21 protein-coding genes and 1 tRNA gene are annotated in these 23203 nt (G+C 68.6%); 9 read left to right on the forward strand and 13 right to left on the reverse strand.

The window, feature by feature from the left end:
* Positions 1-24: 24 nt before the first annotated feature.
* From IDM46_RS12450 to dtd, 7 genes are all read right to left on the reverse strand, one after another.
* Positions 25-1239 (reverse strand): patatin-like phospholipase family protein, encoded by a 1215-nt coding sequence (locus IDM46_RS12450; protein WP_221441891.1) that lies wholly within the window; start codon positions 1237-1239, stop codon positions 25-27.
* A gap of 243 nt (positions 1240-1482) precedes the next feature.
* Positions 1483-2694: an integrase arm-type DNA-binding domain-containing protein gene (locus IDM46_RS12455; RefSeq protein ID WP_185115936.1), complete on the reverse strand. Its 1212-nt coding sequence runs from the start codon at positions 2692-2694 to the stop codon at positions 1483-1485.
* Positions 2695-2872: 178 nt separating this feature from the next.
* Positions 2873-2948 (reverse strand) — tRNA-Ile (locus IDM46_RS12460).
* Between the two features lie 133 nt (positions 2949-3081).
* The gene (locus tag IDM46_RS12465) at positions 3082-3462 is read right to left on the reverse strand and encodes a hypothetical protein (RefSeq protein WP_182824411.1); all 381 of its coding nucleotides are present in this window, start codon (positions 3460-3462) and stop codon (positions 3082-3084) included.
* A gap of 169 nt (positions 3463-3631) precedes the next feature.
* Positions 3632-5020: an MBL fold metallo-hydrolase gene (locus tag IDM46_RS12470; RefSeq protein WP_185115937.1), complete on the reverse strand. Its 1389-nt coding sequence runs from the start codon at positions 5018-5020 to the stop codon at positions 3632-3634.
* 117 nt (positions 5021-5137) lie between these two features.
* Complete coding sequence (gene rpoD / locus IDM46_RS12475) at positions 5138-7006, reverse strand: RNA polymerase sigma factor RpoD (RefSeq protein ID WP_185115938.1); 1869 nt, start codon at positions 7004-7006, stop codon at positions 5138-5140.
* 55 nt (positions 7007-7061) lie between these two features.
* Entirely contained in the window at positions 7062-7502 is a 441-nt protein-coding gene (gene dtd / locus IDM46_RS12480) for a D-aminoacyl-tRNA deacylase (protein ID WP_185115939.1), read from the reverse strand.
* A gap of 47 nt (positions 7503-7549) precedes the next feature.
* On the opposite strand from dtd, the gene IDM46_RS12485 reads away from it, so the two are divergent.
* From IDM46_RS12485 to IDM46_RS12495, 3 genes are read left to right on the forward strand one after another with little or no spacing between them, the layout of a single operon-like run.
* Entirely contained in the window at positions 7550-8470 is a 921-nt protein-coding gene (locus tag IDM46_RS12485) for a lauroyl acyltransferase (RefSeq protein WP_185115940.1), read from the forward strand.
* A complete protein-coding gene (locus tag IDM46_RS12490) occupies positions 8467-8982 on the forward strand; it encodes a PH domain-containing protein (RefSeq protein WP_223877976.1) in 516 nt (171 codons plus the stop codon). Before IDM46_RS12485 ends, IDM46_RS12490 begins: the two co-directional genes overlap by 4 nt.
* Complete coding sequence (locus IDM46_RS12495; protein ID WP_185115941.1) at positions 8969-10456, forward strand: PH domain-containing protein; 1488 nt, start codon at positions 8969-8971, stop codon at positions 10454-10456. Before IDM46_RS12490 ends, IDM46_RS12495 begins: the two co-directional genes overlap by 14 nt.
* A 4-nt stretch (positions 10457-10460) precedes the next feature.
* Here the strand turns inward: IDM46_RS12495 and IDM46_RS12500 are convergent, their stop codons facing one another.
* From IDM46_RS12500 to IDM46_RS12510, 3 genes are read right to left on the reverse strand one after another with little or no spacing between them, the layout of a single operon-like run.
* On the reverse strand, positions 10461-11498 hold the full coding sequence (locus tag IDM46_RS12500; protein ID WP_182824398.1) for a CDP-glycerol glycerophosphotransferase family protein: 1038 nt from the start codon (positions 11496-11498) through the stop codon (positions 10461-10463).
* A 36-nt stretch (positions 11499-11534) separates the two neighbouring features.
* The gene (locus IDM46_RS12505) at positions 11535-12350 is read right to left on the reverse strand and encodes a glycosyltransferase family 2 protein (RefSeq protein ID WP_182824396.1); all 816 of its coding nucleotides are present in this window, start codon (positions 12348-12350) and stop codon (positions 11535-11537) included.
* Between the two features lie 31 nt (positions 12351-12381).
* A complete protein-coding gene (locus IDM46_RS12510; protein WP_182824394.1) occupies positions 12382-13149 on the reverse strand; it encodes a glycosyltransferase family 25 protein in 768 nt (255 codons plus the stop codon).
* 172 nt (positions 13150-13321) lie between these two features.
* Here IDM46_RS12510 and IDM46_RS12515 point away from each other — a divergent pair, with 172 nt between their 5' ends.
* Complete coding sequence (locus IDM46_RS12515) at positions 13322-14095, forward strand: FkbM family methyltransferase (protein WP_182824392.1); 774 nt, start codon at positions 13322-13324, stop codon at positions 14093-14095.
* Between the two features lie 23 nt (positions 14096-14118).
* Here IDM46_RS12515 and rsmB read toward each other — a convergent pair whose 3' ends face one another.
* From rsmB to def, 3 genes are read right to left on the reverse strand one after another with little or no spacing between them, the layout of a single operon-like run.
* The gene (rsmB, locus tag IDM46_RS12520; RefSeq protein ID WP_182824391.1) at positions 14119-15411 is read right to left on the reverse strand and encodes a 16S rRNA (cytosine(967)-C(5))-methyltransferase RsmB; all 1293 of its coding nucleotides are present in this window, start codon (positions 15409-15411) and stop codon (positions 14119-14121) included.
* A complete protein-coding gene (fmt, locus tag IDM46_RS12525) occupies positions 15408-16325 on the reverse strand; it encodes a methionyl-tRNA formyltransferase (RefSeq protein ID WP_185115942.1) in 918 nt (305 codons plus the stop codon). The genes rsmB and fmt overlap by 4 nt, the downstream gene beginning before the upstream one ends.
* A 3-nt stretch (positions 16326-16328) precedes the next feature.
* Positions 16329-16844, reverse strand: a complete 516-nt coding sequence (def, locus tag IDM46_RS12530) for a peptide deformylase (protein WP_182824387.1) — start codon at positions 16842-16844, stop codon at positions 16329-16331.
* 191 nt (positions 16845-17035) lie between these two features.
* On the opposite strand from def, the gene IDM46_RS12535 reads away from it, so the two are divergent.
* From IDM46_RS12535 to IDM46_RS12555, 5 genes are all read left to right on the forward strand, one after another.
* A complete protein-coding gene (locus IDM46_RS12535) occupies positions 17036-18151 on the forward strand; it encodes a LysM domain-containing protein (RefSeq protein ID WP_182824385.1) in 1116 nt (371 codons plus the stop codon).
* Positions 18152-18228: 77 nt separating this feature from the next.
* Positions 18229-19377: a DNA-processing protein DprA gene (gene dprA, locus IDM46_RS12540; RefSeq protein ID WP_185115943.1), complete on the forward strand. Its 1149-nt coding sequence runs from the start codon at positions 18229-18231 to the stop codon at positions 19375-19377.
* A gap of 27 nt (positions 19378-19404) precedes the next feature.
* Positions 19405-19878 carry a DUF494 family protein gene (locus IDM46_RS12545; protein WP_185115944.1) on the forward strand — a complete coding sequence of 158 codons (474 nt, stop codon included), beginning with the start codon at positions 19405-19407 and terminating at the stop codon, positions 19876-19878.
* Positions 19879-20046: 168 nt separating this feature from the next.
* Positions 20047-22617, forward strand: coding sequence for a DNA topoisomerase I (locus IDM46_RS12550; protein WP_185115945.1), 2571 nt, complete (start codon positions 20047-20049; stop codon positions 22615-22617).
* Positions 22618-22638: 21 nt separating this feature from the next.
* Positions 22639-23202 carry a Sua5/YciO/YrdC/YwlC family protein gene (locus tag IDM46_RS12555; protein ID WP_185115946.1) on the forward strand — a complete coding sequence of 188 codons (564 nt, stop codon included), beginning with the start codon at positions 22639-22641 and terminating at the stop codon, positions 23200-23202.
* Position 23203 lies beyond the last annotated feature (1 nt).

Raw genomic sequence — 23203 nt, forward strand, 5'->3', positions numbered from 1 at the left:
TCAAGCGCGGGCATAGCTTCTCTTTCATCCGACGCCAATGGGATAGGGAAATCCGCCAGGGGCAAGTAATGTCTTGTTGAACCAGGTCCGGACTGCCGCATCAGTGACCGCATATCCCCAGTTGATCAAGCACTCCTGAAGCGCACCATCCTTGTGAGCAAGATCCGTGGGGACCTGGGCGAGCAACGCGGTCTTGTTCTGCGGGCATGGCAAGGCGCCTGCGCACTGATGAACCCCGATATCATGTTCGATATCCCAGAAAGCGCCGGTGCGCTCGCCGCTAACTAGCGCCTGCATAAGCAATCTTTTTCGCAGGTTGAGTACTTGCGTATCGACAACATCCAGGCATCTTCTCCCGATCGACACCCAGTTGCTCTTGACAGTAGGCTCTGGCGAAAACGGCTTTCCAGCATTACTAACGAAAAGCGTTTTGTAGCGCTTGAAGCAGGTCTCAAGGCCCAAATTGTCGTAAACACCACCATCTGCGAGCGTCGGATTCGTAGTAAAGGGTGCACGTTGCAACCCCTGCCTTGGATCCCCGCTATTGGGTGAGTAGTCAGACTCTTTGAGGGACAGCAGAGCGGGCGCCAGTACAGGCGGAAATGCAGAAGAGGCAGCCACCGCGTCGGCAAGAGAAACCCTTGGATTAGGCACCTCCCCTACCTTCCAGTCCCGCATGAATGGCTTGGAGAATCGCCAAAGTGCGCCGGATTGCAAATTGGAGGCATTGATGACGAAGCGCACACGGTCTGGCAAATCTTGCAACGTTTTATCACCAAACAGCTCGCGTCGGTAGGCAGCAGAGATGTGCTCACTGACCCGCCCGGGCATGACAATATCTTTGATGACCTGGAAAGCACCACTAGGCTTTGTTCCAGCCAGATTCTTTCCAGCAAGCTGGCGCACTGGACCAACCACGTGCTCTTTGAATGCTCCGTCGAATGCCGCTGCACTCGTATGTTCCAGCCGCTCGAGCGCCAGCGCCAAGACGGCCGCGGTGATTGAACCACCCGACACGCTAGAGATGCGCTCTAAACGGCCCACCTGGCTGGTTACGCCGGCCACGTTATGTTCCAGTGGCTTGTCTTGGAAGAATCCCAGCTGTCCCAGCCGCCACAGCACACCAGTGTGGAACAGCATGGCCCGGTAACCACCACCCGAAAGTGCGATAGCCACACCCTGCTTGGGCGTGTCAGCACCAGGCCCGGCCGATTCAGCCAGGAGCTCGGCAATAGACACAATCCCTCCTTGGCTATTGGAGTAACTCTCTACGGGCACAACGCGAGGGTATCGCCAGCCCGGCCACGCTGGTCGGCCCAGTAGAGCTATCCTCGCATCGGATCCCATCTTAGACGCACCGGACCCCTAGAATCCCTCCTACTGGTAGGGTACGTCTTCTTTCTTTATAGGCAGTCAAGAAACTCAGCGCCGGTGAAGGAGCTTGATGGAAAGCCGCTTGCAGGCGCAGGTGACAGGTTTTGGCTAGCCAGCGCGACGACGCAGTGGCAGAACGTTGGCCTTGAGCCGTAGTCCGTCCAGGTAGTCTGCCCACGCCTGCATCATCTTCTTACGCTCAGACAAGTGCGCAGTCCGGTTGTACGCCCTCCCCAAGGGATCCCGAACAGCATGCGCAAGCTGGTGTTCGATAAAGTCAGGCCTGAAGCCAAGAACCTCATCCAGAACGGTGCGAGCCATCGCTCTGAATCCGTGACCGACGATCGTATTTCCGTCGAAACCTGAGTTCCGTAAAGCTGCGTTGACCGTGTTTTCGCTCATGGGCCGCGACGCACTGCGCACGCCAGGGAAGACATATTCGCTTCGTTTAGTCATCGGGTGCAGTTCCCGCAATATCTCAATCGCCTGGTTCGGTAGCGGCACAATGTGTGCGGTGCCCGTCTTGCTCGCAATAAAGCGCCATTCTGCTGTATCCAAATTTATATCTGCCCACGTCGCACGGCGAAGCTCGCCAGGACGCACGAACAGCATGGGAGCGAGCCTCAGAGCCGCCTGCGTCACGACTGCGCCCCGATAGGCATACAGCGCGCGCAGTAGTTCTGCGATCTTTTCGGGCTCAGTCACACTTGCGAAGTGCTTGGTCTGCGGCTGCTCCAGGGCGCCAACCAAACTATCGGCAGGATTGCTCTTAGCCCGCCCAGTTGCGATTGCATAGCGAAATACGCGCCCGGCCAGCGACCGCGCGCGGTGCGCTGTCTCAACAACCCCCCGCCGCTCCAGCTTGCGCAACGCAGCCAGCAACACTGGCGCAGTTATATCCGTGACCGGCATGTCCCCGATGCTCGCTAAGTCCTTCTCGAAGAGGCGGCGTTCACGCTTGACTGATCCGGGACTCAAACCCTCCTTCGCCCGCTTCGCCAAAAGTTCGGAGGCGATCGCGGAAAATGTGGTTTCAGATCGCTCGACGATTGCTGCGCGGTCAATTCGCGCGACCTGCGCCGGATTGGCACCACCCTTCACCAGGGCGCGCAGCTTGTCACGCTTCACCCGCGCCTCACTCAGCGCCATTGCCGGGTATTCCGCCATGGTGACGATGCTCGCCTTGCCCGCGTAACGGTAGCGATAGCGCCACACCTTCGCGCCCGTCGAGCGAACCTCAATGCATAGGCCGTTCGTATCAGCGACGCGATAGGCACTATCGCGGGGCTTCAACGAGCGCAACTTGGTGTCGGTCAGCATGTGAGTCAGCCATTTGTGAGTCAGACCGCCCCGATGCCGGTCCGTGACTCACAGTCTGACTCACATATGCGCTGGATTCCAGTGGAGGTGCCTGGACTAGTACGGACATAAAACCCCGCAATATGCGGGGTTTTTTGTGGGTTTCATGGACGTTGCTGGACGTCCTTGGACTTGATTTTGGTGGGCCCACCAGGACTCGAACCTGGAACCAAAGGATTATGAGTCCTCTGCTCTGACCATTGAGCTATAGGCCCGCGGCGACGATTGTAGCGGGCACCGCTCAGGCAAAAATCGCGCAGCCGCGACCTGACGACGAGGACAGGGCACGGCTGCGCGATCCGATCCCGCGGCGGTCGAGCCGCCGCGGGAGTCGTTTCCGCGACTGGATCAGTTACCGTCGGTGTTGTTCTTGCCGTCGGCCGCAGCGGTCGCCTCTTCGGCCGCGTCCTGCGCCTGCTCGGCCGCGTCGGCGGCCTTCTCGGCGGCGTCGGCGAGGTCGTCGCGACGCGTCAGCTCGTCACCGGTGTCCACCTGCCCAGCGATATGGGCGGCGGCATCGGCGGCGGCGTCAGCGGCGCCGGCCGCAGCCTGGGCGGACGAGGTGGCGGCCATGTCGCCGGTGGCCGACGCGTTCTGCGCGGCCTGGTGCGCCTCGCTTGCCGACTCGGCGGCATCTTGGGCCGAGTTGGCGGCCTGGTCGGGGTTGCTGCAGGCGGCCAGCGCGGTGGCGAAGCCGAGGGCGAGCAGTGTCTTGGCGGTGCTGTTCATGGGATCTCCTGTCTGGCGCCTTGTTGCGCCGTGGGACGCACCATGTCTGTGCACATGTCGGCTTGGCGCGAAGATGGCCCGCGACTCGGGACTCCATTCAGAACCGGCTCACGTGGCGAGGCGGCTGGAAAGACCGTCTGCCGGCAAGCGCGCGGCCGCGGCGCGGATGCTAGAGCGCCATGCGCTCGCCATACACGGGCAGTCGCGCGTGAACACCGAAGTCGGCCTGCACCCGCGCAGCCAGCCCATCGCGGCCACGCGCCTCGCCGTGCACCAGCACCAGCGGCGGGCGGCCTTCGATGGCGCCGTACCACGCGGCCAGTTCGTCCTGGCCGGCGTGCGCGGACAGGCCGCCGACGGTGTGGATGCCGGCGGCGACGCGGATGTCCTCGCCGTGGATGCGCACTTCGCTGGCGCCATCGACCAGCTTGCGGCCGAGCGTGCCTTCGCCCTGGTAGCCGACGATCATCACCCGGCACTCGCGGCGCCAGAGGTTGTAGCGGAAGTGGTGCAGGATGCGGCCACCGGTGCACATGCCGCTGCCGGCGATGATCAGCGCGCCGCGGCGGATGGTGTTGAGGCGCATCGACTCTTCGGTGCTGGCGGTCTCGCGCAGGTTGGGCAGCAGCTGGCGCAGATCGCGGCCGGCGAACAGCGCGCCCGCCTCGTCGTTGAACAGTTCGGAATGGCGCACGTGCGCGGCGGTGGCCTGGATGGCCATCGGGCTGTCGACGAACAGGAGCCAGCGATCGAGGTTCCACTCCTCGCGGTGCAGGGCGAAGAGCGTCAGCAGTTCCTGGGTGCGGCCGATGGCAAACGCCGGGATCAGCAGGTTGCCGCCGGCTTGCCAGGCGCTTTCCAGCACCTCGGCGATCTCGCGATGGGTATCGGCGCGGGCACGGTGGTTGCGGTCGCCGTAGGTGCTCTCCAGCAGCACCAGGTCGGCGCGATCGGGCGGGCGCGGCGGCGGCAGCATGCAGCTGTCGTCCTGGCCGATGTCGCCGCTGAAGGCGAGCCGCCGGCGGCGGCCGGCTTCTTCCAGGTCGAGGACGACGCTGGCGGCACCGAGGATGTGCCCGGCGGGGATCAGCGTGGCGCGCACGCCGGGCAGGAGGTCGGTGGGGGTGTCGAACTCGAGTGGCGTGAACAGCCGCAGCGTGGCTTCGGCGTCGTCGCGGGTGAACAGCGGTTTCACCAGCGCCTTGCCCTGGCGCTGGCGGCGGCGGTTGTCGCGCTCGGCGTCGGCTTCCTGCAGGTGGGCGGCATCGCGCAGCAGCACGCGCGCGAGGTCGATGGTGGCCGGGGTGGCGTGGATCGGGCCGCGATAGCCGCGGCGCACCAGGATGGGCAGGCGCCCGCTGTGGTCGATGTGGGCGTGGCTCAGGACGACGGCGTCGAGCGTGGCGGCGTCGAAGGGAAACGGATCGTGGTTGTGGGCTTCTTCCTCCTGCCGGCCCTGGAACATGCCGCAGTCGAGCAGCAGCTGGCGTCCGCCGATGCGGAGCAGGTGGCACGAACCGGTAACGCCGCCGGCGGCACCGTGGAAGCTGATGTCCATCGGGTCACGCTAGCGCGTCCGCCAACCCGGTGTCGAGCCGGTCGTTGCACCCGACCATCTTCCGGACAAGAGAAAGGCGCACCGGAGTGCGCCTTCCCTTCATCACATGGCCGCGGCTCACTCGATGTCGAGGAAGCTCCGCAGCTGCTCCGAGCGGCTCGGGTGCCGCAGCTTGCGCAGCGCCTTGGCCTCTATCTGGCGGATGCGCTCGCGGGTGACATCGAACTGCTTGCCGACTTCCTCGAGGGTGTGGTCGGTGTTCATGTCGATGCCGAAGCGCATGCGCAGCACCTTGGCTTCCCGCGGGGTCAGGCCGGCGAGCACGTCGCGGACCGTTTCCGACAGGTTGATGTTGACCGTGTTCTCGATCGGGGACTCCACGTTGGTGTCCTCGATGAAATCGCCCAGGTGCGAGTCCTCGTCGTCGCCGATCGGCGTCTCCATGGAGATCGGCTCCTTGGCGATCTTCATGACCTTGCGGATCTTGTCCTCGGGCATGTCCATCTCCTTTGCCAACTCCTCCGGCGTGGCCTCGCGGCCGAACTGCTGGAGCATCTGGCGGGAGATGCGGTTCAACTTGTTGATCGTCTCGATCATGTGCACCGGGATGCGGATGGTGCGCGCCTGGTCGGCGATCGAGCGGGTGATGGCCTGGCGGATCCACCAGGTGGCGTACGTGGAGAACTTGTAGCCGCGACGGTATTCGAACTTGTCCACGGCCTTCATCAGGCCGATGTTGCCTTCCTGGATGAGGTCGAGGAACTGCAGGCCGCGGTTGGTGTACTTCTTGGCGATGGAGATCACCAGGCGCAGGTTGGCCTCGACCATTTCCTTCTTGGCCTTGCGGGCCTTGGCCTCGCCATAGGCCATGGCGCGGTTGATCTCGCGCAGGTCGCCAAGCGTCACCATCATCGCCTTCTCGATGGCGATGGTGGCTTCCTGGGCGGCGATCACCTGGTCCTTGACCTCGCGCATGCCGCTGGACCACTTCTGCTTGCGCTTGAGCACCTCGTCGACCCACTCGAGGTTGGTCTGGTTGCCGTCCCACGCACGGATGAAGTCCTTGCGCGGCATCTTGGCGACGCGGGTGGACAGGTCGAGGATGCGGCGCTCGTGGTCCTTGATCTCACCCACCACCTCGCGCAGCTTGCGCACCAGGGTGTCGGTGATCGGCAGCGGCAGCTTGAAGCTGGTGAAGATGGCGGCCATCTCCTCGCGCAGCTTGATCACCGGCTTGCCGGTGGCGCCGTTCTTGGCGACCGAGCGCTGGAACTTGCCGTACAGCGTGGCCAGTTCTTCCATGCGGCGCGCGACCTCGAGCGGGTCCGGGCCGGTGGGCGCGGGCTCGTCCTCGGTCTCGTCGGCGGCATCGTCCTCTTCGACTTCGGCATCGCCGTCGGCGGACACGGCGGCTTCAACCACGACAGGCGCGGGCGCAGGCGGCGGCGGATCGTCGAGGCCGTCGGTGAAGCCGACCACGATCTCGGCGAGGCGCTTCTTGCCGCCCTTGTGCAGCTCGTAGTCCTCGAGCAGCAGCTGCACCGACCACGGGAAACTGGCCAGCGAGGCCAGCATCTGGTTCAGGCCCTCCTCGATGCGCTTGGCGATGGCGATCTCGCCCTCGCGGGTCAGCAGCTCCACCGTGCCCATCTCGCGCATGTACATGCGCACCGGGTCGGTGGTGCGGCCGCCTTCACCGTCGAGCGCGGTCAGCGTGGCCGCGGCTTCTTCGGCGGCGGTATCGTCGACTTCGCGGCCGCCGCTCGATTCACCGGCCAACAGCAATGTCTCGGCATCCGGGGTGGTTTCATGCACCTGGATACCCATGCTGTTGATCATGCCGATGATGTCTTCGATCTGCTCCGGATCGACCATGTCGTCGGGCAGGTGATCGTTGACTTCGGCGTAGGTCAGATAGCCCTGCTCCAGACCCTTGCTGATCAGGAGCTTGATATCGGACTGCGGGGCTGGACGCTCGTTCGCCATGTGGCGCGCACCATTAACAAAATGAACCCGTAATTATACCAGCCGAGGCGCGGGCTCAGGTGCGCAGCAGCAGGGTGACTGGACCATCATTGACCAGACTCACCGTCATATGGGACCCGAAACGGCCAATTTCCACCCCCGGCGCGTGCAATGCCCGTAAAGCGGACACAAGTTCGGCGAAGATCCGTTCAGCCTGGGCCGGCGGGGCGGCCGTGCTGAAGCCGGGCCGCAGCCCGGATCGGGTGTCGGCCGCCAGGGTGAACTGGCTGACCAGCAACAGCCCGCCCCCGGTGTCGGCCAGCGAGCGGTTCATGCGCCCCTCGGCGTCGGCGAACACCCGGTAGGCGAGCAGGCGCGGCGCCATGCGCGCCACTTCTGCGGCGCCGTCGCCGGGTTCGATGCCAGCCAGCACCAGCAGCCCGGGGCCGATGGAACCGACCGTCTCGCCCTCCACCTCCACGCGGGCCTCGCTGACGCGTTGCAGGAGCAGAAGCATGGCGGGCGGGCCTCGGGGATGTGAACGCGGCCGGCTAGACTCGCGCCATGACCGAGTTCCTCGCAAGCCTCCTGCACGCCCTGGCGACCATGATCGGCCGCCTGCCGTGGCCGCTGCAACGCGCGCTGGGCGATGGCCTGGGCCGGCTGGTACGCGCCGCGGGCGTGCGCGAGAGCGTTGTGGCGCTGCGCAACCTGGAGCTGGCGTACCCGGACATGCCGGCCGCCGAGCGCGCCGCGCTGCACGCCGAGGTGATCCGCACCACCGGCCGCCAGGCCTTCGAGACCCTGCGCCTGTGGACGCGCCCGCACGCCGAGAACCTGGCGCTGATCCGCGAGCAGTCCGGCGTGGAGCTGTTCGAGGACGCTTTGGCGGCGGGCCGCGGGGTGATCGTGGTGGCGCCGCACCACGGCAACTGGGAGTTGCTGAACCAGTGGCTGGCCGCGCGCACGCCGCTTGCGATCCTGTACAAGGCGCCGGAGTCCGCGGTCGGCGAGGCCTTCCTGCGCCGGGTGCGCGCCGACGCCGACCAGGTCACCCAGGTCCGCGCCGAAGGCCCGGGCATCCGCCAGCTGTTCAAGGTGCTGAAGGCCGGCGGCGTGGTCGGCATCCTGCCGGACCAGCAGCCGAAGGCCGGCGATGGCGTGTTCGCGCCGTTCTTCGGCATCCAGGCGCTCACCATGACCCTGGTCTCGCGGCTCGCCGAGCGCAGCGGGGCGACCGTGCTGTTCGCGAGCTGCGAGCGCATCGACGACGACCTGGGCTTCGCACTGCGTTTCGACGCGGCGTCGGCGGCGCTCTCCGGCGCCGACATCGAGGCCTCGGTGGCGGCGCTCAATGCCGGAGTGGAGCACATGGCGCGCCGCGCGCCGGCGCAATACCAGTGGACCTACAAGCGCTTCACCCTGCGCCCGCCCGGCAGCGGCGAAGGCAATCCCTACCGCGACCTGGAGCATGGCCGGCGATGACCACCCCCGATGACGACGGCTGGCAGCCCCTGCCCCGCCGTGCGCGCACCCTGTTCATGCTCGGCAATGGCCTCGGCTTCGGGCTGCTGGCGCTGGGTTCGCTGATCCCCATCGGCGTGCTGCTGCGCGACACGCAGTGGCTTGCCCTGGGCCTGGCGCTGGCCAGCCTGGTGCTGCTCCCCGGCTTCGGGCTGTGGCTGGCGCACCGCCAGTTCCGCCACGCGCGCTGGCTGCTCGACGACACCGGCTTCGGCTGGCGGCGCGGGCGCCTGTGGCACGCCGAAACCCGGGTGCCGCGCACGCGCGTGCAGCACGTCGACCTGAAGCGCGGTCCGCTGGAGCGGCGCTTCGGACTGTCGACGCTGGTGGTGCACACCGCCGGCACCCGCGACAGCGCGGTCGCGGTGCAGGGCCTGGATGCCGCGGACGCCGAGCGCCTGCGCGACCGCCTCGCGCAGCAGGTCGACGACGACGACGGACATTTCGCAGGCGCTGGCGATGTCGACGCCTGAGGCCGAGCGCCGCCTGCATCCCTGGTCGTGGCTGTTCGTGCTGGTGCAGCAGCTCAAGCAGTTCATCATCCCGCTGCTGGCGCTGGTGTTCGTGGGCCGAGGCGACGGCAACGCGCTGTGGCCGCTGATCGGCGTGGCGGCGCTGGCGCTGGCCTCGCTCTGGCAGTACTTCACCTACCGCTACCGCGTCGACGATGACCGCCTGGTGGTGCGCGAAGGGCTGCTGGAACGCAAGGTGCGGCAGATCCCATTTGCGCGCATCCACAACGTCGCCCTGCACCAGTCGCTGCTGCACCGCATGTTCGGCGTGGCCGAGGTGCGCCTGGAATCGGCGGCCGGCGGCAAGGCCGAGGCCGAGATGCGCGTGCTGCGCCTGGACGAGGCGTTGGCGCTGGAGCGCCTGATCCGCGATCGCGGCGCGGCGTCGCATGTGGGCGGCACGGCGCAGGCTGAGGCCTCCGCCGATGCCACGCTGCTGCTGGCGCTGCCGACCGCCGAGGTGGTGCGCCTGGGCCTGGCCAGCAACCGCGGCATGGTGGTGGTGGCGGGCGCGTTCGCGCTGGCCTGGCAGGCATTCCCGGACCGCGCCATGACGCGCCTGGTGCAGGACGCCGGCGAACGCGCCTTCGGCTACGCCAGCCACCTGACCATTGGCTGGGCCGGCCAGGCCGCCGCGGTCGCGGGCATCGTGCTGCTGGCGCTGGTGGTGCTGCGGCTCCTGTCGGTGCTGCTGGCGGTGCTGCAGTTCCACGGCTTCACGCTGCAGGTGCATGGCCGCCGGCTGACGGTGGAACGGGGGCTTCTGACGCGCATCCGCACCAGCGCCTCGCGCCGCCGCATCCAGGCCTGGACACTGCGTGAAGGCCTGCCGCACCGGTTGCTGCGGCGGCGCGCGCTGCAGGTGGACACCGCGGCCGGCCAGCAGCAGGAAGGCGAGCAGCGCAGCCTGCGCGAACTGGCGCCCATCGCGACGCCCGACGCCTGCGATGCACTGGTGCGCGACGTGCTGCCCGGCATCGCCTGGCCGCCGGCGGCCTGGCAGCCGCTGCACCCGCGCGCCTGGCAGCGCCTCATGCTGCCCGGCGTGCTGCTGGCGGCCGTGGCCGCGGCCGTCGCGTACTGGCGCTTCGGCCCGTGGGGGCTGGTGGCCCTGGCCTGGGCGCCGTGGGCGGTGTACGCCGCGCGCCAGCACGCACGCCGCGCCGGCTACGCCTGCGACGCGCGCCTGGTGGCGGTGCGCGAAGGCTGGTGGTCGCGCCACTGGCGCTTTGCCGAGATCGACAAGCTGCAGGCGCTGGAGCTGCGCCAGTCGCCGCTGGACCGCCGCTTCGGCATGGCCACGCTGTGGCTGGATACGGCCGGCGCCGGCGCCATGTCGCCCCCGCTGCGCCTGCGCCTGGTGCCGCTGGCCGAAGCACGCGCGCTGCACGCGCGCCTGGCGCGCGAGGTCGCGCGGCGGCCGCTGCGCTGGTGACTGCTTACCAGCGGGCCGGACCCCAGTAGCCGATGCGCCGGCGCAGCTTGAACTTGCGCCACCAGTTGCGCGGCTTGGGCCTGCGGTTGCGCCCGCCGCGCGCGATGAAGGCATCCACCGCCGCCAGCACGCGTTCGCTGCTGCGGCCGTCGCGATAGGGGTGGATGGCGTCGGCGAATTCACGGATCGCCGCCATCAGCTCCGGCGGCCGCGACAGCGCGCGCTCGATCGCCGGCTCGAAGTCGGCCACGTCGTCGATGTCGATCAGCTGCGGCCCGGGACGGCGGTTCCTGAACGTCACCACCGGCTTGCCGGTAAGCAGGAACTCGCTGAGCGCGGACGAGGTGTCGGAACACATCATGTCGACCTGAGGAAACAGCTCGAGGATGTTGTCGTTCTCGGCAAACGTGAGGTGCTGGTTCTGCAGCGCCTTGAACTTCGCCACCGTCTCCGCCGGCATCTTGGGATGGAAGGTGACGATCCAGCACCAGCGGCCGTCGCGCGACAGGCGCCTGACTTCCTCGTACAGCGTTTCGGCCGCGCTCCACGATGGCGAGAACGTCGAGTGGTACAGGATCACCGGCACCTCGCGCACCGGCGGCAGCGCGCCAGCGATCGCGCGCATGAACGGATCGATCTTGGTCCAGCCGGTCTCGGCGACGCTGAAGTGGCCCTGCGCATCGGCCAGCGCCTGGAAGCTCGCGGTATCGCGCGGGCCCGTGGTGCAGTACAGGTCGAAGAACCCGCGGATGTAGATATGCCGCGGCTTGCCGGCGTCGAAGCCGTGGAACACTTCCACCTTCACGCCGGGAAAGAAGTGCGGCAGGTGGTTGCCGGGCGTGAACACCGCCTCGGGCCGCCAGCACCGCACGCCGGCGACGTCGAGCAACACCTCGCCGTCCACCAGGTCCTCGGCCCCCGGCCCGTCGAAGAACCAGGCGGCATGGTCGCCGCGGGCGCGGATGGCGTCCTGCAGCGGGCGCAGGATCGCCAGCGCGTAGCGCTCGGAGCCATACAGCAGGTAGTGGCGCGGCTCGGTCATCGGAGTCGGGTCCTGGATGCGGTGCCTGGCGGCAGGCTAGCGGTCGAGGCCGTGGCGCTGCAGCACCGCGCGCGCCTGCTCGACGGAATCGGGATTGCGCACCATCTCGTAGTAGCGGATGCGCTTGTAGACCGCGTAGCTCGCGGCGGTGTGCGCCACCACCAGGCCGCGCCAGCCGTCGAGCAGCGCGAGCCGCAGCAGCGCTTCCTTGGCGAAGGATGCGACGTACACCAGCGGCGCCATCCACACGCGCGCCGGCCGACCTCGCTCCAGCCAGTCGCGGCACTTCAGTTCGGCGTAGCGCAGCACCTTCAGCTGCTTGTGCGGCAGGGTCGGGTTGTGCAGGTGCTCGAACGGCGCGGCGAAGGTTTCGACGCGGCCATCCCAGCGCAGCGATTCATGCACGCGCGCGTCGCTCCAGCGCGCGCGCTCACGGTGGTACAGCCGCGCCAGGCGCTCGCCGACCATCGGCCGGTACCAGCGCATCGGCGCGCCCATGTACAGGGTGCGACGGCGCAGGATGCCGACCGCGGCGTCGCCCGCGATCACCGCGGGCAGGCTTTCAGCGAGCTCTGCGGCCAGTTCCGGGCTGAGGTATTCGTCGGCGTCGAGGACCAGGATCCACGGATGGGTGGCCTGGGTAGTGGCGAAGTTGCGCTGCGCGCCGAAGCCCAGCCACTCCTGGTGCACCACGCGTGCGCCGTGGGCGCGCGCGATGGCCACCGTGTCGTCGTCGCTGCCGCTGTCGATGACCACCTTCTCGGCCGCGAACGGCACGCTGTCCAGGCAACGGGCGATGTTGGCCGATTCGTTGTGGGTGATGACGACGAGGGAAAGCGGCAGCACAGACATGCCGCCATTCTAGATCACTCCCGCGCCGGCCTCAGTCCGGCGGTGCGCTCCGGCGCAGGCGCGCAGGCAGGTTGTGCAGGAACCAGCGCAGGCTCAGCCAGGCGCGGTAGGCCTCGCGCGTCACCCACCCGGTCACGCTCACGCCGGCCTTTTTCCTGCCATCGACCCGGATGGTCGAATCGAATGCGTTGCCGCCGGACACCACGCCGGGCTTGAGGCCCAGGCACTCCACGCCGTGCAGCCACGCCAGGTCCATGTAATCGTCGACCGGCAGTACCCACTCAGTGGCATGGCGCAGGAATCGCTCCGCCGCCGCCGGGGTCAGGTAGTAGCCCAACGTGCACATCGGGCTGCGCCAGTAGCGATGCAGGACGAAGCCCCCGAAGCGTCGCCAGGGCACGCTGGCCCGGTTGGCCGCGTGCAGGCGGAAATACCCGACCTCCGCGGGTACCAGAGGCAAGGCATGCAGCAGTTCCGGAAAGCGCGGGTCCAGAAGGATGTCGTCTTCGAGAACGATCATCGGCTTTCCGCTTGCGACGCACTGTTGCCAGAGCAGGTAATGGCTGGCCCAGCAGCCTATTTCGCCCGGCCGGAACGGCCTGCCCTTGCGGGCCTGCCGCTTGCCGGCATGAACCCGCGCGAACAGGGGATGGGAAGCGCCGCCATCCACGGCCTCGAAGAACGTCAGCGACAATCCCAGCGCGGCAGCCTGCGCTTGCATCGATGCGCGGCGCTCGGTCGAGCGCGGCAAATTGACCACATGCAGCGCCAAATCCGTCACGCAGCGTGCGTCCTGCACCAATGACGGCACTCGAATGCCAGGGAATCGCTCCACTTGTTATACATTCGGCACCACTGAATGTGCGCGTACAAGCCAGGCGGATCGGCCACGGGCATGCAGCATACCCGCACCATGCGTGACCGCGCATCCCGGCCAAGCGCATGAAAGGAAGACCACGACAGGAAACACCATGCTGCGGAAAATCAGAACGTATCTCACGGCCGCGGGGCTTCCGGGAATCCTGGCTGCCGCACGAGCCGGCGCCACGAACTCGGTCGTGAAGCTGGAGCTGAAGAAGAGCCACCTCAGGCACCCGATTCTGCTGCGCATCCCCTCGTCGGACGTGCCGACGTACCGGCAGGTCTTCATCGACCAGGAATACGCCTTCCATACGGAAAGGGCGCCCGAGGTAATCATCGACGCGGGCGCCAACATAGGCCTGGCATCGGTTTATTTCGCGAACAAGTACCCTGACGCGAAGATCATCGCCATCGAACCCGAGGAGAGCAATTTCGAGCTCCTGAAGGAAAACACATCCTCCTATCCGAACATCATTCCCCTCCAGGCCGCGCTGTGGAACAGGAACGAGGAAATAAACCTGGTGGATCCGGGACTCGGAAAATGGGGCTTCATGACCGACGGGAAGCAGTCGTCCGGTGAATCGCCGGGCAACGTCTGCCACGCGGTCAAGGCCATGACCGTCGACAGGATCATCGAGGATTACGGCCTCGAGAGAGTGAACATCCTGAAGGTGGACATCGAAGGCGCGGAAAAGGAAGTCTTCTCCGACACTTCCGCGTGGATCGACTCGGTCGACTCGATCATCGTGGAGCTCCATGAGCGCATGAAGCCAGGCTGCAATCGCAGCTTCTACGCTGGCTCGAACGGATTCGACCACGAATGGAGCCAGGGGGAAAACGTCTATCTGTCCAGGTGCGGCTTCCCGATAACGCGTCTCGACTGACGTTAGCCTGCCACGCGCCGAATTCAGCCGGCGCCCGTCAACCGGGCGTAGAAGAAGCCATCCATGCCCTGTTCGCCCGGCAGGCGTTGCCGCCCGGGACCGGCGGCATGGCCATGGCGATCGTCGAGCGGGTCCGCGTGCGCATCGGGGGTGCGGGCGAGAAAGGCCGCGACCTGTCGTTCGTTTTCGTCCTTCAGGATCGAACAGGTCGCGTACACCAGCACGCCGCCGGGCTTCAGCACCTTCCAGCACGCGTCCAGCAATCGCCACTGCAAGGCGATCAGCGAAGCCAGGTCTTCGGGGCGGCGATGCAGCAACACGTCCGGTTGCCGGCGGACGATGCCGGTCGCCGAACACGGGGCATCGAGCAGCACGGCGTCGAACGGCGTGCCGTCCCACCAGCTGGCGGTGTCGCAGGCATCGGCGGCGCGCAGTTCGGCACCGGCGCCGACGCCGATGCGCGCCCAGCCTTCGCGGACCTTGCCGAGGCGCGCGGGGTCGATGTCGAGGGCGACCAGGCGCAGGCCCGGGTCGCGCTCCATCAGCTGCGCGGACTTGCCGCCGGGCGCCACGCAGGCGTCGAGCACGCGTGCACCTGCGGCGGGTGCGAGCACGTCGGCGACCCGCTGCGCGGCGCCGTCCTGCACCGACAGCACGCCCTCGGCGAAGCCGGGCAGCATGGCCACCGGCAGCGACCCTTCGATGCGCAGCGCGTCGGGCATGCCGTCCACCGCGGCGGCGTCGATGCCGGCTTCGCGCAGGCGGGCCAGGCTGGTGTCGCGGTCGCCGCGCTGGCGGTTGACCCGCAGCCAGGTGGGCGCGGGCAGCGCGCTGGCGGCGAAGATCGCGTCGGCATCGGCCGGCCAGTCGCCGCGTACCTGGTCGCGCAGCCATGCCGGCCAGGCCGCATCCGCGGCCACCGCCGGCAGGCCTTCGCGCTGCGCGCGGCGCAGCAGGGCGTTGACCAGCCTGGCCTGGTGCGCGCGGCCGATGAGGCGCGCGGCATCCACCGTGGCGGCGAGCGCGGCGTGCGGCGCCAGGCCAAGCGGATCGAGCTGCGCGAAGCCGGCGTGCAGCAGTGCGCGCAGGTCACCGTCGCGCTGGCCCAGCGGCTTGGGGATCCAGGCCGCCAGCGCGGCATCGGCGCGCGCGTGCTGGCGCAGCGCGGCGAAGCAGATCGCTTCCACCAGGGCGCGGTCGCGGGTGTCCGGCAGCGGGGGCAGGGCCCGGGCGAGCTCCGTCTTCAGCGAGCGGCCACGGTTGAGGACCGCGTCGAGCACGCGCGCGGCGCTGGCGCGCGGCTCGGCACCGCTCATGGCGCGAGGTCGCGGCGGGCGTTGAGGAAATCGGCGGCGGTGATCGCGCGGCCGCCTTCGCGCTGCAGCACGCGGATGCGCAGCGCGCCGTCGCCGCAGGAGACATCGATGCCGTCACGGCCGGCGGCGAGCACGCGGCCGGGGGCGACGCCGTGCTCCAGCGCGAGCGCGACCGCGCCGTGGATGCGCAGGCGCTCGCCGGCCAGCGTGGCCTCGGCCATCGGCCAGGGGTTGAACGCACGCACCTTGCGCGCCAGCACGTCCGCCGGCTGAGACCAGTCGAGGCGCGCCTCGGCCTTGTCGAGCTTGTGCGCATAGGTGACGCCGGCGACGGGCTGCGGCTGCGCCACCGGGCGCATGCCGGCGCGCAGCAGGCCGAGTCCGTCGGACAGCACCTGCGCGCCGAGTCCGGACAGGCGATCGTGCAGCTGACCACCGGTCTCGTCCTCGCCGATGTCCAGCGTCTGCGACAGCAGCACCGGACCGGTGTCGAGGCCCTTCTCCATCTGCATCAGGCACACACCGGTCTCGGCGTCGCCGGCTTCGATCGCACGCTGGATCGGCGCCGCGCCGCGCCAGCGTGGCAGCAGCGAGGCGTGCACGTTCCAGCAGCCGAGCGCCGGGATGTCGAGGATCTTCTGCGGCAGCAGCAGGCCGTAGGCGACGACGACCATGAGATCGGGCTTCAGCGCGCGCAGCGTGTCGCGCGCCAGCAGGTTTCTCAGCGAATCCGGCTGCAGCACGGGTATCCCGCGCTCCAGCGCCTCGCGCTTGACCGGCGAGGCCTGCACGCCGCGGCCGCGACCGGCGGGCCGGTCGGGCTGCGTGTACACCGCCACCACCTCGCCGCGGGCGCAGGCCGCGCGCAGCGCGGGCACCGCGAAGGCCGGGGTGCCGGCGAAAACGATGCGCACGGCTCAGTCGCCCTGCCGGCGGAGCTTGTCGTACTTCTTCAGCGCGCGTTCGCGCTTGAGCGGCGAGAGGTGGTCGATGAACAGCTTGCCGTCGAGGTGGTCGACCTCGTGCTGCACGCAGGTCGCGAGCAGGCCGTCGACCGCCAGCACGAACGGCTTGCCATGGCGGTCGAGCGCTTCCACTTCGATGCCGTCGGCGCGCGTGACATCGGCGAAGATGCCCGGGATCGACAGGCAGCCTTCCTGGTGCACGCGCAGTTCCGCCGAGCGCTTGCGGATCACCGGATTGATGAACACCAGCGGCTGTTCGTGGCCATCGGTGACATCGACGATCATGAAACGCTCGTGCACGTCGACCTGCGTGGATGCCAGGCCGATGCCCGGCGCGGCATACATGGTCTCGAACATGTCGTCGAGCAGGCGCTGGAATGCGGCGTCGCCGGTGCGGTCCGCGCCGACGTCGGCGGCGACCTTGCGCAGGTGCGGATGCGGGAGTTCGAGGATCGGGATCAGGGACATGGCGGTAAAGGGTGGCAGCCGTCACAACCGTGCGGCACGGTCGATCATTGTAACGCCGGCAGGCTTGCGCCGGGTTGGCACCTGTGGTCTATAGTGCCCGCGCTATATGGGGAAATCTCCAAGGGGACAGGTAGATGGCCGGCAAGCTTCAGCGCCTTTCGAACGCGCTACGCACGGGTATTGCGGTAGCGATGCTCACAGTGACCACGTTCGCGGCAGCCCAGGGGCTGCGTGGCGACCACCCGGACACGTATGTCGTGCAGCGTGGTGACACGCTCTGGGACATCGCGGGGCAGTTCCTGCAGAAGCCCTGGCTGTGGCCGGAGATCTGGCAGGCCAATCCGCAGATCCGCAATCCGCACCTCATCTATCCGGGTGACGTGATCAGCCTGGCGTACCTCAACCGCGTCGGCCTCACCGCCGGCCCGCGGACCGAAGGCGCGCCTATCAACGCCATCCCGCTGTCCGAGGTCGAGCCGTTCCTCAAGGACCTGCGCATCGTCGACGGCTTCGACCACATGCCCTACGTGGTCGGCCTCGAGGAAGACCGCCTGCGCGCCTCGCGTGGCCAGGTGGCCTACGTGAAGGGCCTGGCCGGTGCCAGCCCGGGTGCCCGCTACACCGTGCTGCGCCCGACCGTTCGCTATACGCACCTGCTGCGCGCGGGCCTGTGCTGCGACACCTTCGGCCGTGACGACCTCGACGCGACCGGCCGCCACCAGGTCGACTGGGGCCGCTACTGGGCCAACGTGGTGATGCCCGACAAGGGCCAGGAAGTGCTGGGCCACGAGCTGATGCGGGTGACCGCCGGCACCGTGACCCGCGGCGAGGTGGACGGCATCCAGGCCAGCACCCTGCTGCTCGACGAGGAGGGCCGCGAGGTCCGCATCGGCGACCGCCTGGTGCCGGTCGACGTGCAGCCCTACGACCTGCAGTTCTTCCCGCACCCGCCTGCGCAGCAGACCGCGTATGGCAAGGCGCGCGTGCTCGCGGTCACCGACATGCTGACCTCGGGCGGTCCGCGCGACGTGGTGGCGCTGTCGGTCGGCGCCCGCGAGGGCGTCGACAACGGCACCGTGTTCTCGATCTGGCGCGAAGGCACCAACACCATCGACCGCGTGCACAAGGGCCTGGACCGCGACGAGGACACCGTGTTCTTCGAGAACAAGGTGCGCCTGCCCGACGAGTTCTCCGGCCACGTGATGGTGTTCCGCACCTTCGACCGCGTGAGCTACGGGCTGGTGATGGACAGCATCAAGCCGAGCCGCGTCGGCTACCACCTGAAGCACCCCGACGCGACGCACTGACGGCGGGGGGTTTCCCCGACCGGTCCACGCGACGGCGCCCGAGGGCGCCGTCGTTGTTTGCGCGCCACGCTGGTGCCATGGATCCCGATGCTTCCACCGCACTGCTGCGCCTGGTCGTGGCCGGCGGCGCCAGCGCACCGCGGCGCGCGCTGCTGGACGCGCATGGCGACCCGGCCGCCGCGCTCGCCGCGGGGCCTGACGCGTGGCGCGCTGCCGGCCTCGATCGGGAGCAGCGCGCCGTGCTTGCCGGGCGTGCCGACAGCGGCCAGGTGGCGCTCGCGCAGGCCTGGCTGGCCATGCCCATGCACCATGTGGTCGGCTGGCACGACCCCGACTATCCGGCACTGCTGCGGCGCGTGGCCAGCCCGCCGCTGGCCCTGTTCGTCGCCGGTGATCCGCTGCTGGCCTGGCATCCGGGCGTCGCCGTGGTGGGCAGCCGCACGGCCACCGCGGGTGGGCTGAAGAATGCCTCCGACTTCGCGCGCGCCATGGCGACGTCGGGGCTGGCCGTGGCCAGCGGCCTGGCCGCCGGCATCGACACCGCCGCACACCTCGGCGCGCTGGCCGCGGCGGACGGCCGCACCCTGGCCGTGCTCGGCACGGCCATCGACGACCCCTACCCGCGCCGCAACACCGCGCTGTACGGCCGCATCGCCGCCTCGGGCGCGGTGATCAGCGAGCACGCGCCGGGCAGCACGCCGAACAAGGGCGCGTTTCCGGCGCGCAACCGCATCCTGGCCGGCCTGACGCTGGGCACGCTGGTGGTGGAGGCGGCATGGCGCTCCGGGGCGCTGATCACCGCGCGGCTGGCGGCGGAGTGTGGCCGCGAGGTGTTCGCCCTGCCGGGCTCGATCCACAACCCCATGGCGCGCGGATGCCACCGCCTGATCCGCGAGGGTGCCGCGCTGGTCGAAACCCCCGCCGAAGTCGTCGGCGCGCTGGCTCCGCTGGCCACCGTGCTCGGTGACGCCTTGCGCGGTCGCCTGGCCAGCCCCATGTCAGGGGCCGGGAGCGCCAGCGAGGCGCCGACCGGACACGACCCGCCCGCCAGCCATCAACACCACCGCTTGTGGCAGGCACTGGGTCACGACCCAACCGGTATGGATGAACTGGGCCTGCGCACCGGATTGACGGCCGCGGACCTGTCCTCCATGCTGCTGCTCATGGAGCTTGAGGGTCGCGTCACGGTCGAACACGGACGGTATTCCCGAAAGTCTTGTCAGTAACGCGCCCGCGGGCGCAGGCCGGGGGTAATGAAAGAAAGCATCCTGGACGTCCTGCTCTATCTCTTCGAGCACTATTTCACCGAAGACGCGGATCTCATCCGTGACCGTGACTCCCTCCAGAGCGGCCTGCTCCAGGCCGGATTCAGCCCCGCCGAGACCAGCAAGGCCTTTGATTGGCTCGACGCGCTCGCCGCGCAACGCCCCGTGTCGCCTGTCGTCCGCGCCAACGGCCCCACCCGCATGTACGCCCCGCGCGAACTCGACAAGCTGGATGTCGAATGCCGCGGCTTCCTGCTGTTCCTGGAGCAGCACGGCGTGGTCGACGCCGACCAGCGCGAGCTGGTCGTGGACCGCGCCATGGCCCTGGACCAGGACGAGCTGGACCTGGACGACCTGAAATGGGTGGTCCTGATGGTGCTGTTCAACCAGCCCGGGTCCGAAGCCGCCTATGCGTGGATGGAAACCCAGATGTTCGTGGATGAGCCTGAAACCGTGCACTGAGCCCGGCCTGGCCGCGGGATCCGGCTTGACAGCCGCGCCCTGCCCGGCATCCACTAGAAAGAGACCGCAATCCCAACGCCCGTGGCCCGCGCCGCGGGCGTTGTGTTCTACGCCTCCCCTCAACCGCTAGTCGCGGCGCCCGCGCCGCACCCGGAAACCACCCCCGCGATGGCCAAGCATCTCCTTATCGTCGAGTCGCCCGCGAAGGCCAAGACGATCAACAAGTACCTCGGCAAGGACTTCACCGTCCTGGCCAGCTACGGCCACGTGCGCGACCTGGTGCCCAAGGAGGGCGCGGTCGATCCGGCGGACGGGTTCCGGATGCGCTACGACCTGATCGAGAAGAACGAGAAGCACGTCGAGGCGATCGCCAAGGCGGCCAAGTCCGCCGAAGGCATCTACCTCGCCACCGACCCGGACCGCGAGGGCGAGGCCATCAGCTGGCACATCGCCGAGATCCTGCGCGAACGCGGCCTGCTCGAGGGCAAGGAGCTGCACCGCGTGGTGTTCACCGAGATCACCCCGCGGGCCATCAAGGAAGCCATGCTCAAGCCGCGCGCGATCGCCGGCGACCTGGTCGACGCGCAGCAGGCGCGGCGCGCGCTCGACTACCTGGTCGGCTTCAACCTGTCGCCGGTGCTGTGGCGCAAGGTGCAGCGCGGGCTCTCCGCCGGACGCGTGCAGTCGCCGGCGCTGCGCATGATCGTGGAGCGCGAGGAAGAGATCGAAGCCTTCGTCGCCCGCGAGTACTGGACCATCGAGGCCGAGTGCGCGCACCCCACCCAGGCCTTCTCCGCCAAGCTCACCAGGCTCGACGGCAAGAAGTTCGAGCAGTTCACCATCACCGAGGGTGACACCGCCGAGGACGCGCGCCGGCGCATCGTGGCCGCCGCGCAGGGCGCGCTGCACGTCACCGACGTCGCCAGCAAGGAGCGCAAGCGCCGCCCGGCGCCGCCGTTCACCACCTCCACGCTGCAGCAGGAAGCCTCGCGCAAGCTCGGCTTCACCACCCGCCGCACCATGCAGGTGGCGCAGAAGCTCTACGAGGGCGTGGCGATCGGCGATGAGGGCGCGGTCGGCCTGATCAGCTACATGCGTACCGACTCGGTCAGCCTGTCGGCCGAGGCACTGGGCGAGATCCGCGACGTGATCGCGCGCGACTTCGGCACCGGGGCGCTGCCCGACAAGCCCAACGTCTACCTGACCAAGTCGAAGAACGCGCAGGAGGCCCATGAGGCCGTGCGCCCGACTTCCGCGCTGCGCACCCCCGCGCAGGTCGCGCGTTTCCTGACCGACGACGAGCGCCGCCTGTACGAACTCATCTGGAAGCGTGCGGTGGCCTCGCAGATGGTGCCGGCGATCCTCAACACCGTGTCGGTCGATCTCGCCGCCGGCAGCGAGCACGGCTTCCGCGCCAGCGGCACCACCGTCGTCGACCCCGGGTTCCTGGCCGTCTACGAGGAAGGCAAGGACAGCAAGGGCAAGGACGACGAGGACGAAGGCCGCAAGCTGCCGGCGATGAAGCTCGGCGACCGCGTCCCGGTCGACCGCATCCACGCCGACCAGCACTTCACCCAGCCGCCGCCGCGCTTTACCGAAGCGTCGCTGGTGAAGACGCTGGAGGAGTACGGCATCGGCCGCCCGTCGACCTACGCCTCGATCATCCAGACCCTGCAGTTCCGCAAGTACGTGGAGATGGAAGGCCGCGCCTTCCGCCCCAGCGACGTGGGCCGCGCGGTGTCCAACTTCCTCAGCGGGCATTTCACCCGCTACGTCGACTACGACTTCACCGCCAAGCTCGAGGACGAGCTCGACGCGGTCAGCCGCGGCGAGGAAGAGTGGGTGCCGCTGATGGAGAAGTTCTGGGGCCCGTTCAAGGAGTTGGTGGACGAGAAGACCGAGAGCGTCGACCGCAGCCAGGCCACCGGCGCCCGCGAACTTGGCACGGATCCCAAGTCCGGCAAGCCGGTCAGCGTGCGCCTGGGCCGTTACGGGCCGTATGCCGCCATCGGCAGCACCGCCGAGGACGAGGAGGAGAAGCCGCGCTTCGCCTCGCTGCGCCCCGGCCAGAGCATGCACACCATCACGCTCGCGGACGCCATCGACCTGTTCCGCCTGCCGCGCACCCTGGGCGAGGACAAGGGCGAGGAAGTCAGCGTCGGCGTCGGCCGCTTCGGCCCCTTCGCCAAGCGCGGCAGCGTCTACGCATCGCTGAAGAAGGAGGACGATCCGTACACGATCGACCTCGCGCACGCGGTGTTCCTGATCGAAGAGAAGGAAGAGATCGCCCGCAACCGCATCATCAAGCAGTTCGAAGGCAGTGACATCCAGGTGCTCAACGGCCGTTACGGGCCGTACCTGAGCGACGGCAAGCTCAACGGCAAGATCCCGAAGGACCGCGAGCCCGCCTCGCTGACCTTCGATGAAGTCGTGCAACTGATGGAAGAAACCGGCAAGCCGATGCGCAAGGGCTTCGGCAAGAAGACCGCCGCCAAGAAGGCACCTGCCAAGAAGGCCGCGAAGAAGGCCGCCGCCACCAAGGCGCCGGCGAAGAAGGCACCTGCGAAGAAGCCGGCAGCGAAAAAGGCGACGGCGAAGAAGGCGGCCGCGGGCAAGACCGCCGCGAAGAAGGCACCGGCGAAGAAGGCCGCCACCAGGAAAGCCGCGACCGCGAAGGCACCCGCCGCGAAGACCGCCGCCCGGACCGCGGCGGCCGTCGGCGACGACGCGCCGTTCTGACCCCGGGTGCCGGAGGCGCCGATGAACGACCGCGTCCAGTTGCAGCGGGCCACCGACGCCCTCCGTCGCGGTGGCATCGTCGCCTGCCCGACCGAGGCGGTCTGGGGCCTGGGCTGCGATCCCTTCAATGAAGCCGCCGTGCTGCGGCTGCTGGCGCTCAAGCAGCGCGCGGTCGGCAAGGGCCTGATCCTGGTCGCCGCCGAAGCGGCCCAGCTCGACGGCCTGGTCGACTGGCAGGCGTTGCCGGGCGCGCGCCGCGACGCGGTGCTCGCCTCCTGGCCCGGCCCGCATACCTGGGTGGTGCCCGCCGCCCGCCGCGTGCCGCGCTGGATCACCGGCGACCATGACGGCGTCGCCGTGCGCGTCAGCGCCCATCCGCAGGTCGCCGCGCTGTGCCGCGCCTTTGGCGGCGCGCTGGTCTCGACCAGCGCCAACCCGGGCGGTGCCCCGGCCCCGCGCACGCGGGCCGAGGGCGACCCCACCCTGTTCGCCGCCGTGGACGCCGTGCTCGACGGCGACACCGGCGGGCTGGACCGCCCGACCCCGATCCGCGACGCCTGCAGCGGTACCGGCCTGCGCGACTGAG

Origin of the sequence: Luteimonas sp. MC1825 (genome assembly GCF_014764385.1) — a bacterium.
Lineage (GTDB): Bacteria > Pseudomonadota > Gammaproteobacteria > Xanthomonadales > Xanthomonadaceae > Luteimonas.

Coding starts and splice junctions, on each gene's coding strand:
- IDM46_RS12455 (WP_185115936.1), bottom strand. CDS start 2,694: ATGCTGACCGACACCAAGTTGCGCTCGTTGAAGCCCCGCGATAGTGCC.
- IDM46_RS12465 (WP_182824411.1), bottom strand. CDS start 3,462: ATGAACAGCACCGCCAAGACACTGCTCGCCCTCGGCTTCGCCACCGCG.
- IDM46_RS12470 (WP_185115937.1), bottom strand. CDS start 5,020: ATGGACATCAGCTTCCACGGTGCCGCCGGCGGCGTTACCGGTTCGTGC.
- rpoD (WP_185115938.1), bottom strand. CDS start 7,006: ATGGCGAACGAGCGTCCAGCCCCGCAGTCCGATATCAAGCTCCTGATC.
- dtd (WP_185115939.1), bottom strand. CDS start 7,502: ATGCTTCTGCTCCTGCAACGCGTCAGCGAGGCCCGCGTGGAGGTGGAG.
- IDM46_RS12485 (WP_185115940.1), top strand. CDS start 7,550: ATGACCGAGTTCCTCGCAAGCCTCCTGCACGCCCTGGCGACCATGATC.
- IDM46_RS12490 (WP_223877976.1), top strand. CDS start 8,467: ATGACCACCCCCGATGACGACGGCTGGCAGCCCCTGCCCCGCCGTGCG.
- IDM46_RS12495 (WP_185115941.1), top strand. CDS start 8,969: ATGTCGACGCCTGAGGCCGAGCGCCGCCTGCATCCCTGGTCGTGGCTG.
- IDM46_RS12500 (WP_182824398.1), bottom strand. CDS start 11,498: ATGACCGAGCCGCGCCACTACCTGCTGTATGGCTCCGAGCGCTACGCG.
- IDM46_RS12505 (WP_182824396.1), bottom strand. CDS start 12,350: ATGTCTGTGCTGCCGCTTTCCCTCGTCGTCATCACCCACAACGAATCG.
- IDM46_RS12515 (WP_182824392.1), top strand. CDS start 13,322: ATGCTGCGGAAAATCAGAACGTATCTCACGGCCGCGGGGCTTCCGGGA.
- rsmB (WP_182824391.1), bottom strand. CDS start 15,411: ATGAGCGGTGCCGAGCCGCGCGCCAGCGCCGCGCGCGTGCTCGACGCG.
- def (WP_182824387.1), bottom strand. CDS start 16,844: ATGTCCCTGATCCCGATCCTCGAACTCCCGCATCCGCACCTGCGCAAG.
- IDM46_RS12535 (WP_182824385.1), top strand. CDS start 17,036: ATGCTCACAGTGACCACGTTCGCGGCAGCCCAGGGGCTGCGTGGCGAC.
- dprA (WP_185115943.1), top strand. CDS start 18,229: ATGGATCCCGATGCTTCCACCGCACTGCTGCGCCTGGTCGTGGCCGGC.
- IDM46_RS12545 (WP_185115944.1), top strand. CDS start 19,405: ATGAAAGAAAGCATCCTGGACGTCCTGCTCTATCTCTTCGAGCACTAT.
- IDM46_RS12550 (WP_185115945.1), top strand. CDS start 20,047: ATGGCCAAGCATCTCCTTATCGTCGAGTCGCCCGCGAAGGCCAAGACG.
- IDM46_RS12555 (WP_185115946.1), top strand. CDS start 22,639: ATGAACGACCGCGTCCAGTTGCAGCGGGCCACCGACGCCCTCCGTCGC.